The organism is Streptomyces sp. SID13031, assembly GCF_010548305.1.
Lineage (GTDB): Bacteria > Actinomycetota > Actinomycetes > Propionibacteriales > Kribbellaceae > Kribbella.
Window position 1 is genome coordinate 30,797 of record NZ_JAAGLV010000016.1, and the last position, 16,827, is coordinate 47,623.

Genomic DNA, 16,827 nt, shown 5'->3' on the forward strand with positions numbered 1-16,827 from the left:
GTGGTTCTCCTTCTTGGGGGCCTGATGCACTGCAGACAGAACAGTCGGGCCTTACGGCCGGGACAGCGCGTCCGCTGCGCCGGCGCCGCCGGACACTGTGGCGAGGCCGTCGATATCGGTGTTCACCGGTACTTCGAGCAGGTGCTTGCCGAGGTGCTCCGGCTCCGGCAGCGCGATCGGGTAGATCCCGTCGAAGCAGGCGCGGCAGAGCTTGTCCTTGGGCACCGAGGTGGCCTCGATCAGCCCGTCCAGGCTGACGTACCCGAGTGAGTCGGCGCCGATCGAGCGGCAGATCTCCTCGGTGTTCAGGCCGTTCGCGATCAGCTCGGCCCGGCTGGCGAAGTCGATGCCGTAGAAACACGGCCACTTCACCGGCGGCGACGAGATCCGGACGTGGATCTCGGCCGCGCCCGACTCGCGCAGCATCCTGATCACCGCGCGCTGGGTGTTGCCGCGGACGATCGAGTCGTCGACGACGACCAGGCGCTTGCCCTCGATCACCTCGCGCAGCGGGTTCAGCTTCAGCCGGATGCCCAGCTGGCGGATCGTCTGGCTCGGCTGGATGAACGTGCGGCCGACGTAAGCGTTCTTGACCAGGCCGGACCCGTAGGGGATGCCCGACTCCTCGGCGTACCCGATGGCACCCGGCGTACCGGACTCCGGGGTGGCGATCACCAGGTCGGCCTCGACCGGGTGCTCGCGGGCCAGTTGGCGGCCGACCTCGACGCGAGTCGTGTGAATCCGCTGACCGGAGATCTGGGTGTCCGGGCGGGCCAGGTAGACGAACTCGAACAGGCAGCCCTTGGGCTCCGGCTCGGCGAACGTGGTCGAGCGCAGGCCGTCCTCGTCGATGGCGACGATCTCGCCCGGCTCCACTTCACGGATGAAGCTCGCGCCGACGATGTCGAGCGCGGCGGTCTCGCTGGCCACCACCCAGCCCCGCTCGAGCCGGCCGAGCACCAGCGGGCGGACGCCCTGCGGGTCGCGGGCGGCGTACAGGGTGGTTTCGTCCATGAAGACCAGGCTGTAGGCACCCTTGACCTTCGGCAGCACCTTGGCGGCAGCCTGCTCGATGGTCAGGTCCGGGTAGCCGGCCAGCATCGAGGTGAGGATGTCGGTGTCGGAGGAGGCGTTGTGCTTGGCATTCGCCCGCGCGTGCTCGATGTCGACGTCCAGCCCCAGGTCGAGGTCGTCGTTGCCGGCAAGCGTCGCGGCCAGTTCACCGGTGTTGGTGAGGTTGCCGTTGTGCCCGAGCGCGATCGAGCCGGTCGCGGTCGACCGGAACGTCGGCTGGGCGTTGGCCCAGACGCTCGACCCGGTCGTCGAGTACCGGCAGTGACCGACGGCTATATACCCCTTCAGGGATGCAAGCGTCGCCTCGTCGAAGGCCTGGCTGACCAGACCCATGTCCTTGTAGACCAGGATCTGACTGCCGTTGCTGACCGCGATGCCAGCTGACTCCTGCCCCCGGTGCTGCAGAGCGAAGAGTCCGAAATAGGAGAGTTTGGCAACCTCTTCCCCCGGAGCCCAGACCCCGAAGACGCCACAAGCGTCCTGCGGGCCTAGGTCCTGCGGGTCAAGATCATGAGTGAGCCGACCATCGCCACGAGCCACGCGGCTCAGTGTACGGGAGGGCTACATCCCCCAGCAGACCGCGGTGATCCCGCAGCCGGGTTCGGCCGGAGGCGGCGCCGCCTCGGCAGCGGTCTTGCCGGGCAGGAGCGTAATAGCCGTGAAAACCAGAGCAGCGACGACTACAGTGAGCCACTTCTTGATCACGAGACGTCCTTTCGAAATAATCGGGTGACCAATCAAGCGCTCATTGTCGGCGCGCTCTGTATATGGTCGGTTCCAAACAAGTACCGAAGGAGTGCGCCGTGCTGGAACCGCTGGGTGTGGATGGGGCCACCTTTGCGGTCTACCACGCCCTCCTAAGCCATCCCGACAGCACTCCGGCGGAGATTTCGGCATTGGTAAAGCTACCTTTGGCCGAGGTCAGCCAGATCCTGGACGATCTGCGGAAACTCGAACTCCTGGTCCCGACCTGGACCAACCCGGACGCCGAGCACGCGGTGCATCCCCGGGTCGGACTGTCCGGGCTGGTGGAGCGCCGCCGCGGCGAGCTGAACCGGATGGCCGACGAGCTGCGCCAGGCGGAGACCTCGGCCGAGGTGATCTCGGAGCAGTACAACGAACTGCTCACCTCCCGCAGCAGCGGCGACGTCGAGGTGCTGAAGGGACGCGCCAACGCGTCGCGCCGGATCGAGGAGCTCGGCCTGAACGCCCGCGGCTCCTTCTGGGGAATGATCCCCGCGCACATCGACGACACCATCCACCCAGACTCGGTCACCCCCGACCTGCAACTGCTCCAGCGCGGCATCAAGCTGCGGACCCTCTACCTGCAGAACATGACCGTCTCCAAGCCCGGGCTCGACTACGCGGCCACCCTGCACCGGCACGGCGGTGAAGTCCGGGCGACCCCGACCCTGCCGATGCGGCTGCTGATCATCGACCACGAGCTGGCCGTGATGGCGATGGACCCGCAGAACCCGACGGCAGGCGCGCTCATCCACCGCAGCCCCGCCGTCGTCGCCCTCGCGATGTCGCTGTTCGACTCCTACTGGTCGCGCTCCGCGGAGCTTTTCTCCCCGGAAGACCGCGACGACAACAACCCGCTCACCCCGCACGAGGCCGAGGTACTACGCCTGCTGGCCGGCGGCGCCAAGGACGAGCAGGTGGCCCGCCTCCTCGGCATCTCGCTGCGCACCGCCCGCCGCATCACCGCCAACCTCTCCGAACGCCTGGACGCCACCTCGCGCTTCGAACTGGGAGTGGCCGCCGCCAAACGCGGCTGGGTCTGACGGGTGTTCGAGTCACTTGGCGTCACAGAGCAGACGCTGACCATCTACCGCGCCCTCCTGCAGCGGCCGCAACTGCTGCAGGGGTCTGGCGGAGAGCTTCAGACCTCCCTCGCCGCTCAGGCAGCGATCACCGAGGCCGAGGCCGTCCGGGAGCTCGGGCGACTGCGGGAACTCGGACTCATCGTCCCGCGCTGGAACATCGCAGACCAGGAGTACCCGCTCGACCCCGCGGTCGGATTCGAACGCCTGGCCGCCCGGCAGCGGGAGCAGATCGACGGTCTGGCCGAGACCTTGAAGAACGACGAGACGAACGCCAAGGGATTCACCGCGGACTACCACGAATTCCTGACCCAGAAGACTGCCCGCGAGGTCGAATTACTCGAGGGCAGCGAAGCCGCCTATCAGCGACTGCAGAAGTTTCAGCCGCAAAGATTGGTCGGGGGAATGTTGCCGGCCAATGGAGTGCGCACCCACGAACTCGAGGATTCGCCGGACCGGCCATTTCTCGAACGCGGTGTAGATGCCCGGTATTTGCTCACCGAAGCGCATTTGAAGACGCCGGGCGCCCGGGAATACGCGCTCTGGAGCATGGGTTACGGCGCCAAGTCCGCACCGTGCCGTCACTGCCGATGAAACTGGTCATCTTCGGCGATGCGGTGGTGTTGGGCATCGACCCCCAGGACAATTCCGTCGGCGCCGTCGTGCACCACAGCATCGCGGTCGTGAACCTGGCGCGGGAGTACTACGAGAGCTACTGGCGCCGCGCCGACGACCCGTTCGCCGATGAGCAGCGAGACGAGGACGGGATCAGCTCGCTGGAGGCTGAACTGCTGCAGTTGCTGGTACAGGGGGCCACCGACGAGCAGGCCGGGCGGAAGCTTGGGGTTTCCTTGCGGACGATCAGGCGGATGGCGGCGAAGCTGAGTGAGCAGGCGGGGGCTTCGGGGCGGCTTGAGTTGGGAGTGCGGGCGGCTCAGCGGGGGTGGGTTCGGTGAATTTACGGACTAGACCATTTGGCGATGATCGAAGCATTTGATTGATGAGCGGACTGGACCGGTTCAGATACACCAGCCAGGTTTGTGGCCGGAAGCTGCCATCGGGTGGTGATCGCGGCAGAAGGATGCCTGCTGCGGCCAGTGTTCGATGGTGGTCGAAAGCCGGGCGGTGAGGCCGAGCAGGATGATGATCAGTACGGTGGTGGCGGCGAGAACGGCCGGTGAATACACCATACGTTCGGCAATCATGGGCGTCGACCACTTTCGGGCATGGCAATGAGACCGCATGAGCGGTGCCATTGACGCGGGGCGGAATTCGGTGCGGGACTATCGCCGCAACTGGGCGAAGTGGTCCACTTCGCCCACCAGCGAACTTATTTCCCGCCCCGTGCGCGGCGCGGTAGTGCGAGGTCGGGGCGCTAGACGTTCTTGACGGCGGCCAGGAGTTTGGTGAGGGAGTCTCGGGCGTCGCCGAACAACAACGTGGTCTTCGGGTCGTACAGGAGTTCGTTCTCGATGCCGGCGAAGCCGGGGCGCATGGAGCGTTTGAGGAAGATGACCCGCTGGGCCTCGTCGGCGTTGAGGATCGGCATGCCGTAGATCGGGGCGCTCGGCGTAGTCCGGGCGGCCGGGTTGACGACGTCGTTGGCGCCGACGACCAGGACGACATCGGTGGACTTGAAATCGCCGTTGATCTCGTCCATCTCGCGCAACTGCTCGTAGGGCACCTGGGCCTCGGCGAGCAGGACGTTCATGTGGCCGGGCATCCGGCCTGCCACCGGGTGGATCGCGTAGTCGACCTTGACCCCACGGCTCTGCAGCTCCTCGACCAGGTCGCGCAGGATGTGTTGGGCCTGGGCGACGGCGAGACCGTAGCCGGGCACGATGACCACGCGCTGGGCGTAGCCGAGCAGGATCGCGACGTCCGTCGCGGTACCGGAGATGACCGGCCGGTCGGACGCGACCCCACCACCCAGGGTCGAGCCGCCCTTGACCGCGCCGAAGAGGATGTTGAAGACCGAGCGGCCCATCGCGTCGGCCATCATCTTGGTCAGCAACGTACCGGCCGCGCCGACCAGCGTTCCCGCGATCAGCAGCAGCGTGTTGCCGAGCACGTAGCCACCCGCGGCAACGGTCAGACCGGTGAACGCGTTCAGCAGCGAGATGACGATCGGCACGTCGGCACCGCCGACCGGCAGCACCAGCATGACCCCGAGCGCGAGGCCGACCAGGCAGAGCAGGACACCGACCCAGACGCGCGGATCCGAGACCAGCCAGACCGAGAGCGCGACGCCGCCGACGATGCCGGCCACGAACAGCACGGGCAGCCCGGGGAAGGTCACCGGACGGCTCGTCATCAGATCCTGCAGCTTGGCGAACGTCACCACCGAGCCGGAGAAGCTGATCGCCCCGACCACGATCGTGAAGGCCGTCGCGATCGCGGCGATCGTCTCACCGTCGCGCACCTCGCCGAGCTCCATCAGCGCGACCAGGGCGGCAGCGCCACCGCCGACGCCGTTGAACAGCGCGACCAGCTGAGGCATGTGCGTCATCTGCACCCGGCGCGAGCCGACCACCCCGGCGACCGTGCCGATCAGGAGCGCGATCAGGATCGGTACCAGGTGGTCCGGCTTGTACGCGACGAAGGTGATGATCACCGCGAGCACCGCACCGGCCGCGCCGAGCAGGTTGCCACTACGCGCCGACTTCGGCGACGAGAGGGCCTTCAGCGCGACGATGAAGCAGACCGCCGAGATCAGATAACCGATCTGGGCCCAGGTGTCGATCACTTGTGCAGCTCCTTCTTGCGCGCCGCCGGACCGCGGAACATCTGCAGCATCCGGTCGGTGACGACGAACCCGCCGACCATGTTCACCGTGGCCAGTACTACCGCCAGCAGCCCGACGATCACCACCGGAGTGGAGTCGGCCGCGCCGGTGACGATGATCGCGCCGACCAGGATGACGCCGTGGATCGCGTTCGCGCCGGACATCAGCGGGGTGTGCAGGGTCGAGGAGACCTTGCTGATCACCTCGACCCCGACGAACGCCGCGAGCACGAAGATCGTCAGCAAAGCGATGGTCTCGGTCATGCCATCGGTCCTTCCAGCAGCTCGCGGGTCGGCTCGTGCAGCACGGTGCCGTCGTGGGTGAGGCAGCAGCCGCTGACGATCTCGTCGTCGAAGTCCGGGTTGAACTCCGCGTCCCGGGTCATCAGCGCGATCAGGTTCGCGATGTTCTGCCCGTACAGCCGGCTGGCCGGTCCGGCCATCTGGCTGGGCACGTTCGCGCCACCCCAGACCAGCGCGTTGCCGATCATCAGTTCGGTTCCGGCCACCGAGCCCTCGACGTTGCCGCCGGACTCCGAGGCCAGGTCGACGACGACCGAGCCGGGCTTCATCTGCTCGACCATCGACCGCGACACGAGCATCGGCGCGGTCCGGCCCGGAACGGCGGCCGTGGTGATCACCGCGTCGGCGCCCGCGATGTACGGCGTCAGCAGGTCGCGCTGTAGCTGGGAGCGTTCCTCGGTCATCTCGCGGGCATAACCGCCCGGGCCGTCCAGCGTGCCGAGCTCGAGCTCGATCGGCTGGGCGCCCATCGAGGCGATCTCCTCGGCCGCGGCGGTACGGACGTCGTACGCCTTCACGACCGCGCCGAGGCGCTTCGCGGTGGCGATCGCCTGCAGCCCGGCGACGCCGGCGCCCAGGACGAGGACCTGGGCGGGCGGCACCGTGCCGGCGGCCGTCATGTTCAGTGGGAAGAACCGGGGCAGGCGTTCCGCGGCGACGATGGCCGCGCGATAGCCGGCCACCAGCGCCTGCGAGGAGAGCGCGTCCATCGACTGGGCGCGCGAGATCCGCGGGATCATCTCCATCGCGAACGCCGTCAGCTTGGCCCGGGTCGCCGCCCGGATCACGTCCGGCGGGTTCGTCGGCAGGAACGACATCAGCGCAGTACCGGCGTGCAGTCGCTGCAGTCGCTCGCGTTCGAGCGGTTGCACCGACACCACCACCGTCGCCGCGTGGTCGGCACCCCAGGCCACCTCGGCGCCGGCGTCGCGATAGGCATCGTCGGAGTACAGCGCGCGCTCGCCGGCCGCGGGTTCGACCGCGACCTCATAGCCCAGCTGGACGAGCTTGACGACTTGCTCCGGCACCAGGGCCACCCGGCGCTCGGCCGGTCTGGTCTCGCGCACTACTGCGATCTTCACTCGCCGAAACCTATGCCAAACACACCGTGCCCGGAAAGCCCGGTACCACCGATCATGCCAAGTTCTGAAGAAGCTGCGCCTCGGCCAGACAGACCTTGGCGAACTCCTCCAGGTGCAGACCTTCGTCGATCCCGTGTGCCCGGGTGTCCGGATCCTCCACCCCGGTGACCAGGACGGCCGCGTTCGGGAAGGCCTGCTGGAACTCCGCGATGAACGGGATCGAGCCGCCCATCCCGGTGTCGACGGGCTCGACGCCCCACGCCGACGCGAAGGCCGAACGGGCCGCGTCGTACGCCGCTCCGCGCGCGTTGATCGAGCACGGCTGGCCGATATCCCCGTCTGTCACGGTGACTTGGGCACCCCAGGGGGCGTTCTGCTCGAGGTGGTTGCGCAGGGCCTCCATCGCCTTGACGGCGTCGTCACCGGGGGCGACCCGCAGGCTCACCTTGGCTCGCGCGACCGGTACCAGCGTGTTGCTCGCGTCGGCGACCCGCGGCGCGTCGATGGCCAGTACTGCGATCGCCGGGCGCGTCCACAGCCGGTCGACCAGGGTGCCCGAGCCGATCAGCTTGACCGAGTCCAGCACGCTCGACTCCGACCGGAACCGGTCCTCGGGATATTCGAGCTCGGCCGCGCGTGTCGCGTGCAGTCCGTCGACCGCGACGTCGCCGTTGTCGGTGTGCAGGGTGGCGAGCAGCCGGCAGAGCGCCGTCAGCGCATCCGGCACAGCGCCGCCGAAGAGGCCCGAGTGGACCGCGTGCTTGAGCGTCCGGACCTCCACGAAGCAGTCGACCAGGCCGCGCAGCGATACGGTCAGGGCGGGCTGGCCGATCGCCCAGTTGCCCGAGTCGGCGATCACGATCGCGTCGGCGGTGAGCTCATCGGCGTACTCGTCGAGCAGTTGCAGCAGGGTCGGCGAACCGATCTCCTCCTCGCCCTCGACGAACACCGTCACGCCCACCGGCAGGTCGTTGCCGAAGGCACGGACGGCGGCGAGGTGGGCGGCGATCCCGGCCTTGTCGTCGGCGGCGCCGCGGGCGTAGAGCCGGCCGTCGCGCTCGGTCGGCACGAACGGCTCGGAGGTCCACTCCTCGACGGCGCCGGTCGGCTGGACGTCGTGGTGCGCGTAGAGCAGCACGGTCGGCTTGCCCGCCGGCGCCGGCTTCTTCGCGATCACCGCGGGCGCGCCGTCACCCGCCCGGACGATCTGGATCGCGAAGCCTTCGGCCTCGAACAGCGCGGCGGTCGCCTCGGCGGACCGCTGGACATCGGCCGCACGGGCCGGGTCCGCACTGACCGAGGGAATCCGGATGAGGTCCTCGAGGTCGGCACGAACGGAGGGCAGAACGCGGTCGATCGCCGCACGCAGGTCGGTCATGCGCCCTACCGTACTGCGGGGCAATCATTTACCTTCTACCGAGAAGATCCCGAAGGTTATCGCCCGAACCCCAGAGGACATCATGACCCGTCGCTTCGCCGTCTTGACCGCCTTCCTCACCTCCGCCAGCGCGCTGACCGCTTTCAGCGCACCGGCCAGTGCCGCGATCACCTGTGACACCGCGACCACTGGTGGCAGTACCTTCTACGACGGACCATCGGCCTCCAAGAAGTACGACGCCCGGTTCAGCAACAGCGCGAGCCTCCCCAACCTCAGCACGTACACCCCGCAAGGCGCCGGCACTTGGTACAACTGGGACGGCTCCGGCAAGAACCTGCTGCTGGTCGCCTCGTACCGCGCGGGCGCCGACTCGCAGATCTACGGCATCGACCCGGCCACCGGCTCCACCGTCGGCGTTGTGGCCATCGCCGAGTCGCACGTCGGCGGGATCACCACCACCAAGGGCTGGGCCTTCATCGCCGGTGCGGGCAGCTCCATCCGCAAGTACCGGCTCACCGAGCTCCGCGACGCCCTGAAGGCTGCCGGTACGCCGTACCTGGCCCAGGTCGGTACCGCACGCGATGTCGCGGGCTCCTCGTTCCTGACCAGCTACGGCGACTCCATCTTCTCCGGCACCTTCAACGAGACCGGCCGCGGCGCCATGTACGAGTACAAGGTCGCCGCCGACGGCACACTGACCACCCTGCCCGGCGCGTGGGAGGTACCGACCAAGACGCAAGGCCTGATGGTCACCGCCAACCACTTCGTCTACAGCACCTCGTACGGGCGGGGCAACCGCAGCAACCTGTACGTCGTACGCCGCGGCCAGAAGGACCTGGACGCCGCCTCGCTGAGCTGCTTCCGGGCGCCGAGCATGACCGAGGGCATCACGGAGTACAACGGCACGGCCTACCTGGTCTACGAGTCGGGCTCACACCTCTACAGCGGCGACTCGGCCACGCTGAACGTCATCCCGCGGATGCACAAGGCCACGGCGTCGTCCCTGACCTCACTGGTGCCGTAACGCCTTACTTGATGAAGGTCGCCGAGTCGAGGACGTCCGCGACCTCTTGCCGGTCGCTACTGCGGGCTTGTGCCCGCAGTAGCGTCGTGCCGGGCAGAGCCACCTTGTAGCGCTCGCCTACCGTGCTCTTCGTCTGCGTTGCGAGGTCGGTGCACTCGTAATAGAAGGTGATCTGGTTGTCGGCGGAATCCTGCCCCGTCGACTTGCAGTCGGCCGGTGTCTTGCCCGCCTTCGGCAGAGTGACAGCACTGGCCCCGGTGAGCGTCTCCACGTAGACCCCTGGCACCTTGCTGTCGCTCTGCCAGTGCGAGGTGTCTGTCGTGACCAGTAGCGCTGTCGCGTCATTGGTCGACTTCTGGTCCCAACTGCGCGGGACCTCCACCGACACAGTCCCGGTCCCCACGGTCACCGGCTGGCTCATCACCAAGCGGTAGCCGCCGTAGCCGCCGCCGGCGGCCAGGATCAGGGCGAGCACCGCGGTGATCACCCAAGCGCGGGCAGAGCGCTTCGGAGCGGGAGTCGCGAGCAGGGCAGCCGGGGCGGTCGTGGCATCTACCGAGCCAGCACTGCCACCGGGCGTGACGGTTGGCGCGTTAGCCGCCGAGAGGGCTGTCTCCTGGTCGACTCCGCCGGGCCCGGCTGGTACCGGCAGGACCTCCGCCGGGACGAGACCGGCGGGGATCTTGCCGGTCTTGTGGGCCTCTTGCAGAGCGTCGAGGAAGCTGTCGAGATCGGGCCAGCGCTTGTCGCGATCCGGCTCGAGGGCACGCCGTACGACGGCGTCGATCGCGTCCGGGACGTCTTCCCGCAACGTGCTCATCGACGGCGGCGGGGACTCGATCCGCATCACCGCGCCGAGGCTGATCAACCCATGGGGCGCCTGCCCGGTGAAGGAGGCGTAGGCGACCGCGCCGAGTGAGTACAGGTCGGCGCGGTGGTCGAGCCGGTCGCCCATCACCTGCTCGGGCGCGACGTAGGCCGGCGTACCACCCGGCATCGTCAACTGGGACACGGTTTCCAGCGACTTGCCCAGGCCGAGGTCACCGAGCATCGCGCGCTGGCCGGACTCGTCGGTGCGGAACAACACGTTGGCCGGTTTCACGTCGCGGTGCAGTACGCCGCGGGCGTGCAGTTGCTTGAGCCCGGCGCCGACCTGGGTGACGATGTCGACGACGTCGGCGATCTCCAGCGGGCCGGCCTTGATCCGGTCCGCGAGCGAGCCGCCGTCGGCATACGTCAGGACGAGATACGGCCGGCCGTCCTCGGTCTCGCCGACGTCGTGCACCCCGACCACGTGCGGTGAGTCGACCCGGCGGAGGAACCGGCCCTCGGCCAGGAAGCGGCGCCGGACGTCGTCCTCGTCGATCCAGTTGTCGGACAGGATCTTGACCGCGACATCCGCATCGAGCTCCTCGTCCCGGGCCAGCCAGACGGTCGCGAAACCCCCGGCACCCACCCGGCGGACCAGGGAGTACCGGCCGATCCGCTGGGGCTGGTCCATCCCCGCATTATGCTCGATCCCACCTGCGACCGGGTCGCCGGAGCGTGTGTTCGAGACCGAAACGGGGCCTAAAGGGGTGCGAAACCTGCGCGTCGCGCTACTCGTGCTCGTCATCGGATCGTGACGAACAAAACGGTCCCGCCCGGCGTCCCACCTCGAACGGGGACGAACCGATGGGATGACCGAAGGTGAGAACGGGCAACGGCCCGCTGGCCGTAGGGGTGGCAGCGGTCGCGGTACTGGCTGTGGTCGGTGGTGGAGCTCTGGCAGCCCGCCACGGCACGGCCACGTCCCCCGCCGCCGAGGCGCGAGCGCTCCCTGCGACACCCACTCTGCAGTTCCTGGGTACGACCGCCGAGGACGACGACCACCTGCTGATGGTCGTCGACACCGGTGAGAACACCGCGAGTGCGATCATCAGGTGCAGCATCGCCTCCGGCGCCTGCGAGCTGGCCACCACCCCTGCGCGGACGTCGCGGCGGGACGCGCTGCGGCTGACGGGAGGCTGGTCATGAAGCACCGGACCGGCTCGCTGGTCGCTGCGGTGGCGGCCTCTGCAGTGGCCGCTGTGTTGGTGGGTGGCGCAGTCGCGTACCGGCAGGTCCCGAGCGCCAGTACTTCGGCAGCGGTGCCACTGCCCCACCTCGACACAGCGATCCCGCAGCTCTCGAAGACCCCGTCCGGAACTCCCTCCACTCCGCTGCCGGTTCTGCCGGCAACCCCGAAACTGGTACCGCCCACGATCGCCCTCAGCCCGCCGACCCCGGCCTGGACCGGCCCGGTCAAGGTTCCGGTCGTACTGGCGAAACTCAGCAAAGGCCGGGCGCCACAGCTGCCCTACCTGGTCGACCGCGAGGTTCGCGGAGGTGACGGGTGGGCCAGGAAGATTCCGGGCACCGACACCATCTTCGACATCGTCCGGATGGGCGACGAGGTCCTGGCCACCCTCTCCGGCACCGGCGACCGGCTTGTCAGGGTCGGCCCGAACGGCCGGACGAAGTACACCGAAGGCATCACTTCCCTGGTCGGCGGGGAATTCGACAACGTCGCCTACGCTGCGATGCCACCCGACTCGCGCGGCGGCGTCGTCTACTTCGAGCGGGCCGGGTCGGTCTGGAAGGTCCAGGCGCCGGCCACGGCCCAAGGGCTGCAGGTCCTCGGTGTGCAGAACGAGAACAAGGTCTTCTACCGCTGGCAGGACTCCCCTGGCAGTCACTGGAAGCTGTTCGAGTGGGTTCCTGGCTCCACGAGCGAGTCGGCGCCCGTGCAGGTCAAGTCCGTCCTCTCGGCCGACTACGTCTCGGCCGATGGCACTGTGGCCGGCTCGATCTCCGACTCCGCTCCCGCCGAGGGCGCGCGGACCTGCTCGACCGTGACCCAGCTGGCCACCGGCAAAAGGCTGTGGCGGACCTGCGACAGCTGGGTCCAGGGCTTCACCCCCGACCACTCCGTCACCATCGGCACCGGCGGGCGCGGCGACGACGGGACCGCGACCTCGATCGTCGCGCAGGAGACCGCCACCGGCAAGGTGATCCGGGAGTGGACGGGTGAGTTCGAGACCGTGGTGGCCGAGGACGACCAGCATCTGCTGATCGTCGCCGGGCACACGGTCAAGAACACCCTGAGGTCGATCATCCGGTGCGACATCGGAACCGGCAGCTGTGAGCTCGCCCTCGACCTGGCCCACAACTACCTGAAACTCAGCGGGGACTGACGATGCCGCAGCACAGGAACGGCCGACTGGTCGCAGTCGTCGCGTCGGTAGCCGTTGCCGCCGTTGTGGTTGGTGGTGTGGTCGCGTATCGGCAGGCGCCGCAGACGGGTGGCCCGGCGGCGGCGCCGCTGCCGGGGCAGTCGACGCCGACTCCGAGTACTACGCCGTCGAAGACGGCGGTCGTCACGCCACCGCTCACTCCGTCACTCACTCCGCCGAGCGTGCCGAGCAAGACGCCGAGCAGCGCGCCGCCTGGCTTCACCGGGCCGACCAAGATCGCGCTGAACCTCACCAAGCTGGCCAAGGGCCGCGATCCCCAGGTCCCGTATCTCGTCGGCCGGGTGATTCGCGGCGGGCCGGGCGGGCCAATCACGATCCCCGGCAAGCAGGAGATCTACGAGTTCGCCCGCACCGCCAGCTGGGTGTACGCCGTCGTCGCCAAAGGCGTGGGGACGGAACTGATCAAGGACGGACCGGGAGACGACCAGGTCGAGCGGGTGCCCGACGTCTCGGCGGTGGTGAGCAGCGCCGACGGGACGACAGCGGCGTTCTCGACGACCCGGACCGGCGAGCTGGGCCAGGCGCTCAAGGGCGGCGTCCTGTACTTCGACGAAGGCTTGACGCAGCAGAAGCTCAACCTTCCGGCTGCCACCAAGCTGCGCGTCCTTGCCGTGGTGAGCGGCAAGGTCTATTTCAAGGCCAACGACGACGAAACCGGTCCGTCGGCGCTCTACTCCTGGACGCCGGGCGCGGCGAAGGCCACCCGGATCAAGGCCGACTCGCCCACCGGCATCTCCCGCGACGGCCGGCTGGTCGCCTCGAGGGGCCTGGTCAGCGATGGCGGCTCCTGTACCGACATCGCCGAGATCGCGACCGGCAAGCGACTCTGGAAGACCTGCGAGAACACCATCGGCGGCTTCACCCCGGACGGCCTGACCGTCTTCGGAGGACCCGCGTACCTTGACGGCTACTGCTCCAGGACCGCCTCCGCGCTCGACGGCGTGACGGGCGTGCTCCGGCGCGAGTGGAGCAGTTGCTTCTTGCAGACCGTCCCCGAGGACGACCAGCACCTGCTCTACCTCGCGGACGCCGAGAACGGCCAGGGCGAGGGCAACGGTCAGCGCGCGATCATCCGATGCACCATCCCCACCGGCGCCTGCGAGCTGGCGACCCCGTTGACCAAAGCTAGCGTGAAGATCGGCCAGTGAGCCATCAGGAGCAAGCCATGAAACAGAAGAACGGCCGTCTGGTCGTGCTGGTCGCGTCGGTGGCAGTTGCCGCGGTCGTGGTCGGCGGGGTGCTCGCGTACCGGCAGTCGCCGAAGCAGGCCACGGCGGCCGAGGCGGTGCCGTTGCCTGGTCAGGCCAGTACGCCGACACCGGCTCTTACGCCGTCGAAGACACCGGTGGTGCCCCCGTCGATCAGTCCGTCGGGCAAGCCGCCGAGTGTCCCGAGCACGACGCCGAGTAGCACGCCGCCGGGCTTCACCGGGCCGACCACGGTCGAGCTGACCGTGAGCAAGCTCCCCAAGGGCCGCGAGCCGCAGGTGCCGTACCTGGTCGGTCGCGAGGTGCGTGGCGGGGCGGGGGAGGTGGCGAAGGTCCCCGGCAACGGGAGCATCTACGCGGTGGGCAGGCTCGATCCTTACGTGCTGGCGATCGTCGACAAGGGTGAAGACACAGGGACCGAGCTGGTGCGTTTCGACGGCTACAGCAACGACGTCCGGCGTACGGCGGGTGTGTCGTCGCTGGTGACCACCGAGGACCAGTCCTCGGCGGCGTACGCGGCCGCCCGGATCAGCTCGCAGGGCTCCGCCACCAAGGGCGCCACCGTGTACGCCGAGCACGGCGGCACGGTCCAGAGCCTCAAGGTGCCGAACGGCTGGAACGTCGAGGTGCTCGCCTACGCGAACGGTAAGGTCTTCTACCGCTCCGGCGAAACAGAGCAAAGCGCCTGGAATCTCTACGCCTGGACCCCCGGCGCGGCAAAGGCCGTCCTCCAGAAGGTCCCCGCCCCGACCGCCGTCTCTTCCGACGGCCGGATCGCCGCGTCCGCCGGCCTGATCAACAACACCGGCAGCTGCAGCACGATCAGCGAGATCGCCACCGGCAAACAACTCTGGCGAACCTGCGACAACCTGATCAGCGGCTTCACGCCCGACGGCGCCACCGCGATCGGCGGTCCGGCGTACGCCGATGGCTACTGCTCGCTCGAGCAGGCGGCACTCGACACCAAGGGCGGAACCCTCCTCCGCGAATGGAAGGGCTGCTTCCATCAGATGAAGGCCGAGGACGACCAGCACATGCTGATGGTCGCCGTAGCCTCCGGCGGCGGGGGCGACCCGGGCACCAAGAGCGCCATCATCCGCTGCAACATCACCAACGGCACCTGCGAACTCGCCACCCCGATCAGCACCGACGTCCCCCTGAGCATCGGCGACTGATGTCTGCCGGCAGCTAACCAACGGACGTAGGGAGGCTGTCCGGCGGCGTCGAGACACTGGATCTGTTGGTGGGGTTGGGCGAGCGGGCCGTGTGGGTGCGGGGTAATGCGGACCGGGAGCTGGTGGAGATGGCTCGGGGGTCGTTCGAGGGCGATCCGCCGGATCCGGTGAGCCCTTGGGCGGCCGAGCAACTCCGGGAGGATCAGGTCGAGTTGCTGTCCAAGCTGCCGACCACTGTGACTCTTGGCGACACCTTGTTCTGCCATGCGACTCCCCGGGACGACGAGGAGATGGTGCTGGTCGACAGCCCGATCTCCCGGTGGGCGACGGTCCTCGGCGGCGTACCGGAGGAGATCAGGACGATCGTCTGCGGCCGACTGGCGTCCAGCTCCGCCGTACTGCGCTGGCCCCCACCGCTGCCGACCAGCTCGCGAGGAACTCGTCGTACCCCGGGATCGAGGAGTGGCTGGACGCGTACCTGCGCTCCAACTACTCCGACACCGAGGCCCTCGAGGCGTTCAGGCCGCGCTCGGAGGTCTGAGCGGCTACCGTCAGGGCATGTTTGCGCGGCGACGGAAGCACTTCGGCACCTCGGCCGACAAGGCGACGTACGCGACGCTGCACACTGCCTCGCTGGCGACGCCGAGTCTGCGCGAGGGGCTGACCCCTGCGGCCGCCGGCAAGGCCAGCAAGCACCTGCGCGACCTGCTCGGTACTGCGGCCATCGCCATCTGCGACTCCTCGGGCGTGCTCGCCTGGGACGGTGTCGGCGGCGCCTACGAGAGCAACCATCGGGGGGACGCCAAGGCCCTCGCAGCAACCACCCTGCGCACCGGGCGGACCGCAGTACTGGGTATTCATGATGTGGCCTGCGGCGACCCGCAGTGCCCGGTCCGTACTGCGGTAGTCGCGCCGATCGTCACCGAAGATCGCGTAGTTGCCGTCCTGGTCGCCTACAGCCCTCGCTCGTCGGCAGCACTCGTCAGGGCGACCGAGGAGGTCGCCAGGTGGGTGTCCGGCCAGGTGGAGCTCGCTGAGCTCAACAAGGAGCGCACCCGGGCCATGGAGGCCGAGTTGCGGGCGCTCCGGGCCCAGATCAGCCCGCACTTCATCTACAACGCCCTCGCCGCGATCGCCTCCTTCGTCCGGACCGACCCCGAGCGCGCCCGCGAACTGCTGCTCGAGTTCGCCGACTTCTCCCGCTACGCGCTGCGCCGCGGCGGGGAGTTCACCACGCTGTCCGACGAGCTGCGCAACGTCGAGCGGTACCTCGTACTGGAGCAGGCGCGGTTCGGCGAACGGCTCAAGGTCTCGCTGCTGATCGCGCCCGAGGTGCTGTCCGTGGCGATCCCGTTCCTGGTCGTCCAGCCGCTCGTGGAGAACGCGGTGCGGCACGGTCTGGACGGCACGACGGGCGTCGGCCGGATCACCATCCGCGCCGAGGACCGCGGGCAGGAGGCCGAGATCAGCGTCGAGGACGACGGCGCCGGCAGCGACCCGGAGGTGATCCGCGCAGCGCTGGCATGCGAGTCGAGCGGCGACTCGGTCGGGCTCGGCAACGTCGACGCCCGGCTGCGCCAGGTCTACGGCGACGCCTACGGCCTGGTGGTCGAGACGGCACCCGACGCCGGTACAAAGGTCAGCTTCCGGGTGCCCAAATACTCCTCAGGGGTGCATGCCTCGGCTTAGTGTGTGGGC

At 68.5% G+C, this 16,827-nt stretch carries 17 protein-coding genes; 10 read left to right on the plus strand and 7 right to left on the minus strand.

All coding sequences use genetic code 11. The features are described 5' to 3' along the window. Positions 1-51: 51 nt before the first annotated feature. Positions 52-1,614 carry an amidophosphoribosyltransferase gene (gene purF / locus G3I17_RS28385; RefSeq protein WP_164600678.1) on the minus strand — a complete coding sequence of 521 codons (1,563 nt, stop codon included), beginning with the start codon at positions 1,612-1,614 and terminating at the stop codon, positions 52-54. A 263-nt stretch (positions 1,615-1,877) separates the two neighbouring features. Here purF and G3I17_RS28395 point away from each other — a divergent pair, with 263 nt between their 5' ends. From G3I17_RS28395 to G3I17_RS28405, 3 genes are read left to right on the plus strand one after another with little or no spacing between them, the layout of a single operon-like run. Next, positions 1,878-2,861, plus strand: a complete 984-nt coding sequence (locus G3I17_RS28395) for a LuxR family transcriptional regulator (RefSeq protein WP_203590877.1) — start codon at positions 1,878-1,880, stop codon at positions 2,859-2,861. A gap of 3 nt (positions 2,862-2,864) precedes the next feature. Continuing rightward, positions 2,865-3,494: a hypothetical protein gene (locus tag G3I17_RS28400; protein ID WP_164600680.1), complete on the plus strand. Its 630-nt coding sequence runs from the start codon at positions 2,865-2,867 to the stop codon at positions 3,492-3,494. After that, on the plus strand, positions 3,491-3,856 hold the full coding sequence (locus tag G3I17_RS28405) for a helix-turn-helix domain-containing protein (protein WP_164600681.1): 366 nt from the start codon (positions 3,491-3,493) through the stop codon (positions 3,854-3,856). The genes G3I17_RS28400 and G3I17_RS28405 overlap by 4 nt, the downstream gene beginning before the upstream one ends. 63 nt (positions 3,857-3,919) lie before the next feature. Here G3I17_RS28405 and G3I17_RS28410 read toward each other — a convergent pair whose 3' ends face one another. The 5 genes from G3I17_RS28410 to G3I17_RS28430 all read right to left on the minus strand — a co-directional run bounded on the left by G3I17_RS28410 (position 3,920) and on the right by G3I17_RS28430 (position 8,447). Further along, on the minus strand, positions 3,920-4,105 hold the full coding sequence (locus G3I17_RS28410; protein ID WP_164600682.1) for a hypothetical protein: 186 nt from the start codon (positions 4,103-4,105) through the stop codon (positions 3,920-3,922). Between the two features lie 170 nt (positions 4,106-4,275). After that, a complete protein-coding gene (locus G3I17_RS28415) occupies positions 4,276-5,646 on the minus strand; it encodes an NAD(P)(+) transhydrogenase (Re/Si-specific) subunit beta (RefSeq protein WP_164600683.1) in 1,371 nt (456 codons plus the stop codon). Then, positions 5,643-5,948 carry an NAD(P) transhydrogenase subunit alpha gene (locus G3I17_RS28420; protein ID WP_164600684.1) on the minus strand — a complete coding sequence of 102 codons (306 nt, stop codon included), beginning with the start codon at positions 5,946-5,948 and terminating at the stop codon, positions 5,643-5,645. Before G3I17_RS28420 ends, G3I17_RS28415 begins: the two co-directional genes overlap by 4 nt. After that, positions 5,945-7,069, minus strand: a complete 1,125-nt coding sequence (locus tag G3I17_RS28425) for an NAD(P) transhydrogenase subunit alpha (protein ID WP_164600685.1) — start codon at positions 7,067-7,069, stop codon at positions 5,945-5,947. The genes G3I17_RS28420 and G3I17_RS28425 overlap by 4 nt, the downstream gene beginning before the upstream one ends. Positions 7,070-7,121: 52 nt before the next feature. Beyond that, a complete protein-coding gene (locus G3I17_RS28430) occupies positions 7,122-8,447 on the minus strand; it encodes a dipeptidase (protein ID WP_164600686.1) in 1,326 nt (441 codons plus the stop codon). 82 nt (positions 8,448-8,529) lie between these two features. Between G3I17_RS28430 and G3I17_RS28435 the strand changes: the two genes are divergently transcribed. Continuing rightward, the gene (locus tag G3I17_RS28435; protein ID WP_164600687.1) at positions 8,530-9,471 is read left to right on the plus strand and encodes a hypothetical protein; all 942 of its coding nucleotides are present in this window, start codon (positions 8,530-8,532) and stop codon (positions 9,469-9,471) included. Between the two features lie 4 nt (positions 9,472-9,475). Here the strand turns inward: G3I17_RS28435 and G3I17_RS28440 are convergent, their stop codons facing one another. Then, entirely contained in the window at positions 9,476-10,972 is a 1,497-nt protein-coding gene (locus tag G3I17_RS28440; protein ID WP_164600688.1) for a serine/threonine-protein kinase, read from the minus strand. Positions 10,973-11,160: 188 nt separating this feature from the next. On the opposite strand from G3I17_RS28440, the gene G3I17_RS28445 reads away from it, so the two are divergent. The 6 genes from G3I17_RS28445 to G3I17_RS28470 all read left to right on the plus strand — a co-directional run bounded on the left by G3I17_RS28445 (position 11,161) and on the right by G3I17_RS28470 (position 16,818). Further along, the gene (locus G3I17_RS28445; protein WP_164600689.1) at positions 11,161-11,487 is read left to right on the plus strand and encodes a hypothetical protein; all 327 of its coding nucleotides are present in this window, start codon (positions 11,161-11,163) and stop codon (positions 11,485-11,487) included. Continuing rightward, positions 11,484-12,686: a hypothetical protein gene (locus tag G3I17_RS28450; protein ID WP_164600690.1), complete on the plus strand. Its 1,203-nt coding sequence runs from the start codon at positions 11,484-11,486 to the stop codon at positions 12,684-12,686. Before G3I17_RS28445 ends, G3I17_RS28450 begins: the two co-directional genes overlap by 4 nt. A gap of 2 nt (positions 12,687-12,688) precedes the next feature. Continuing rightward, on the plus strand, positions 12,689-13,894 hold the full coding sequence (locus G3I17_RS28455) for a hypothetical protein (RefSeq protein ID WP_164600691.1): 1,206 nt from the start codon (positions 12,689-12,691) through the stop codon (positions 13,892-13,894). Between the two features lie 17 nt (positions 13,895-13,911). Further along, positions 13,912-15,129: a hypothetical protein gene (locus tag G3I17_RS28460; RefSeq protein WP_164600692.1), complete on the plus strand. Its 1,218-nt coding sequence runs from the start codon at positions 13,912-13,914 to the stop codon at positions 15,127-15,129. A gap of 319 nt (positions 15,130-15,448) precedes the next feature. Further along, positions 15,449-15,670: a hypothetical protein gene (locus G3I17_RS40065; protein WP_203590878.1), complete on the plus strand. Its 222-nt coding sequence runs from the start codon at positions 15,449-15,451 to the stop codon at positions 15,668-15,670. 17 nt (positions 15,671-15,687) lie between these two features. Then, the gene (locus G3I17_RS28470) at positions 15,688-16,818 is read left to right on the plus strand and encodes a histidine kinase (protein ID WP_164600693.1); all 1,131 of its coding nucleotides are present in this window, start codon (positions 15,688-15,690) and stop codon (positions 16,816-16,818) included. Positions 16,819-16,827 lie beyond the last annotated feature (9 nt).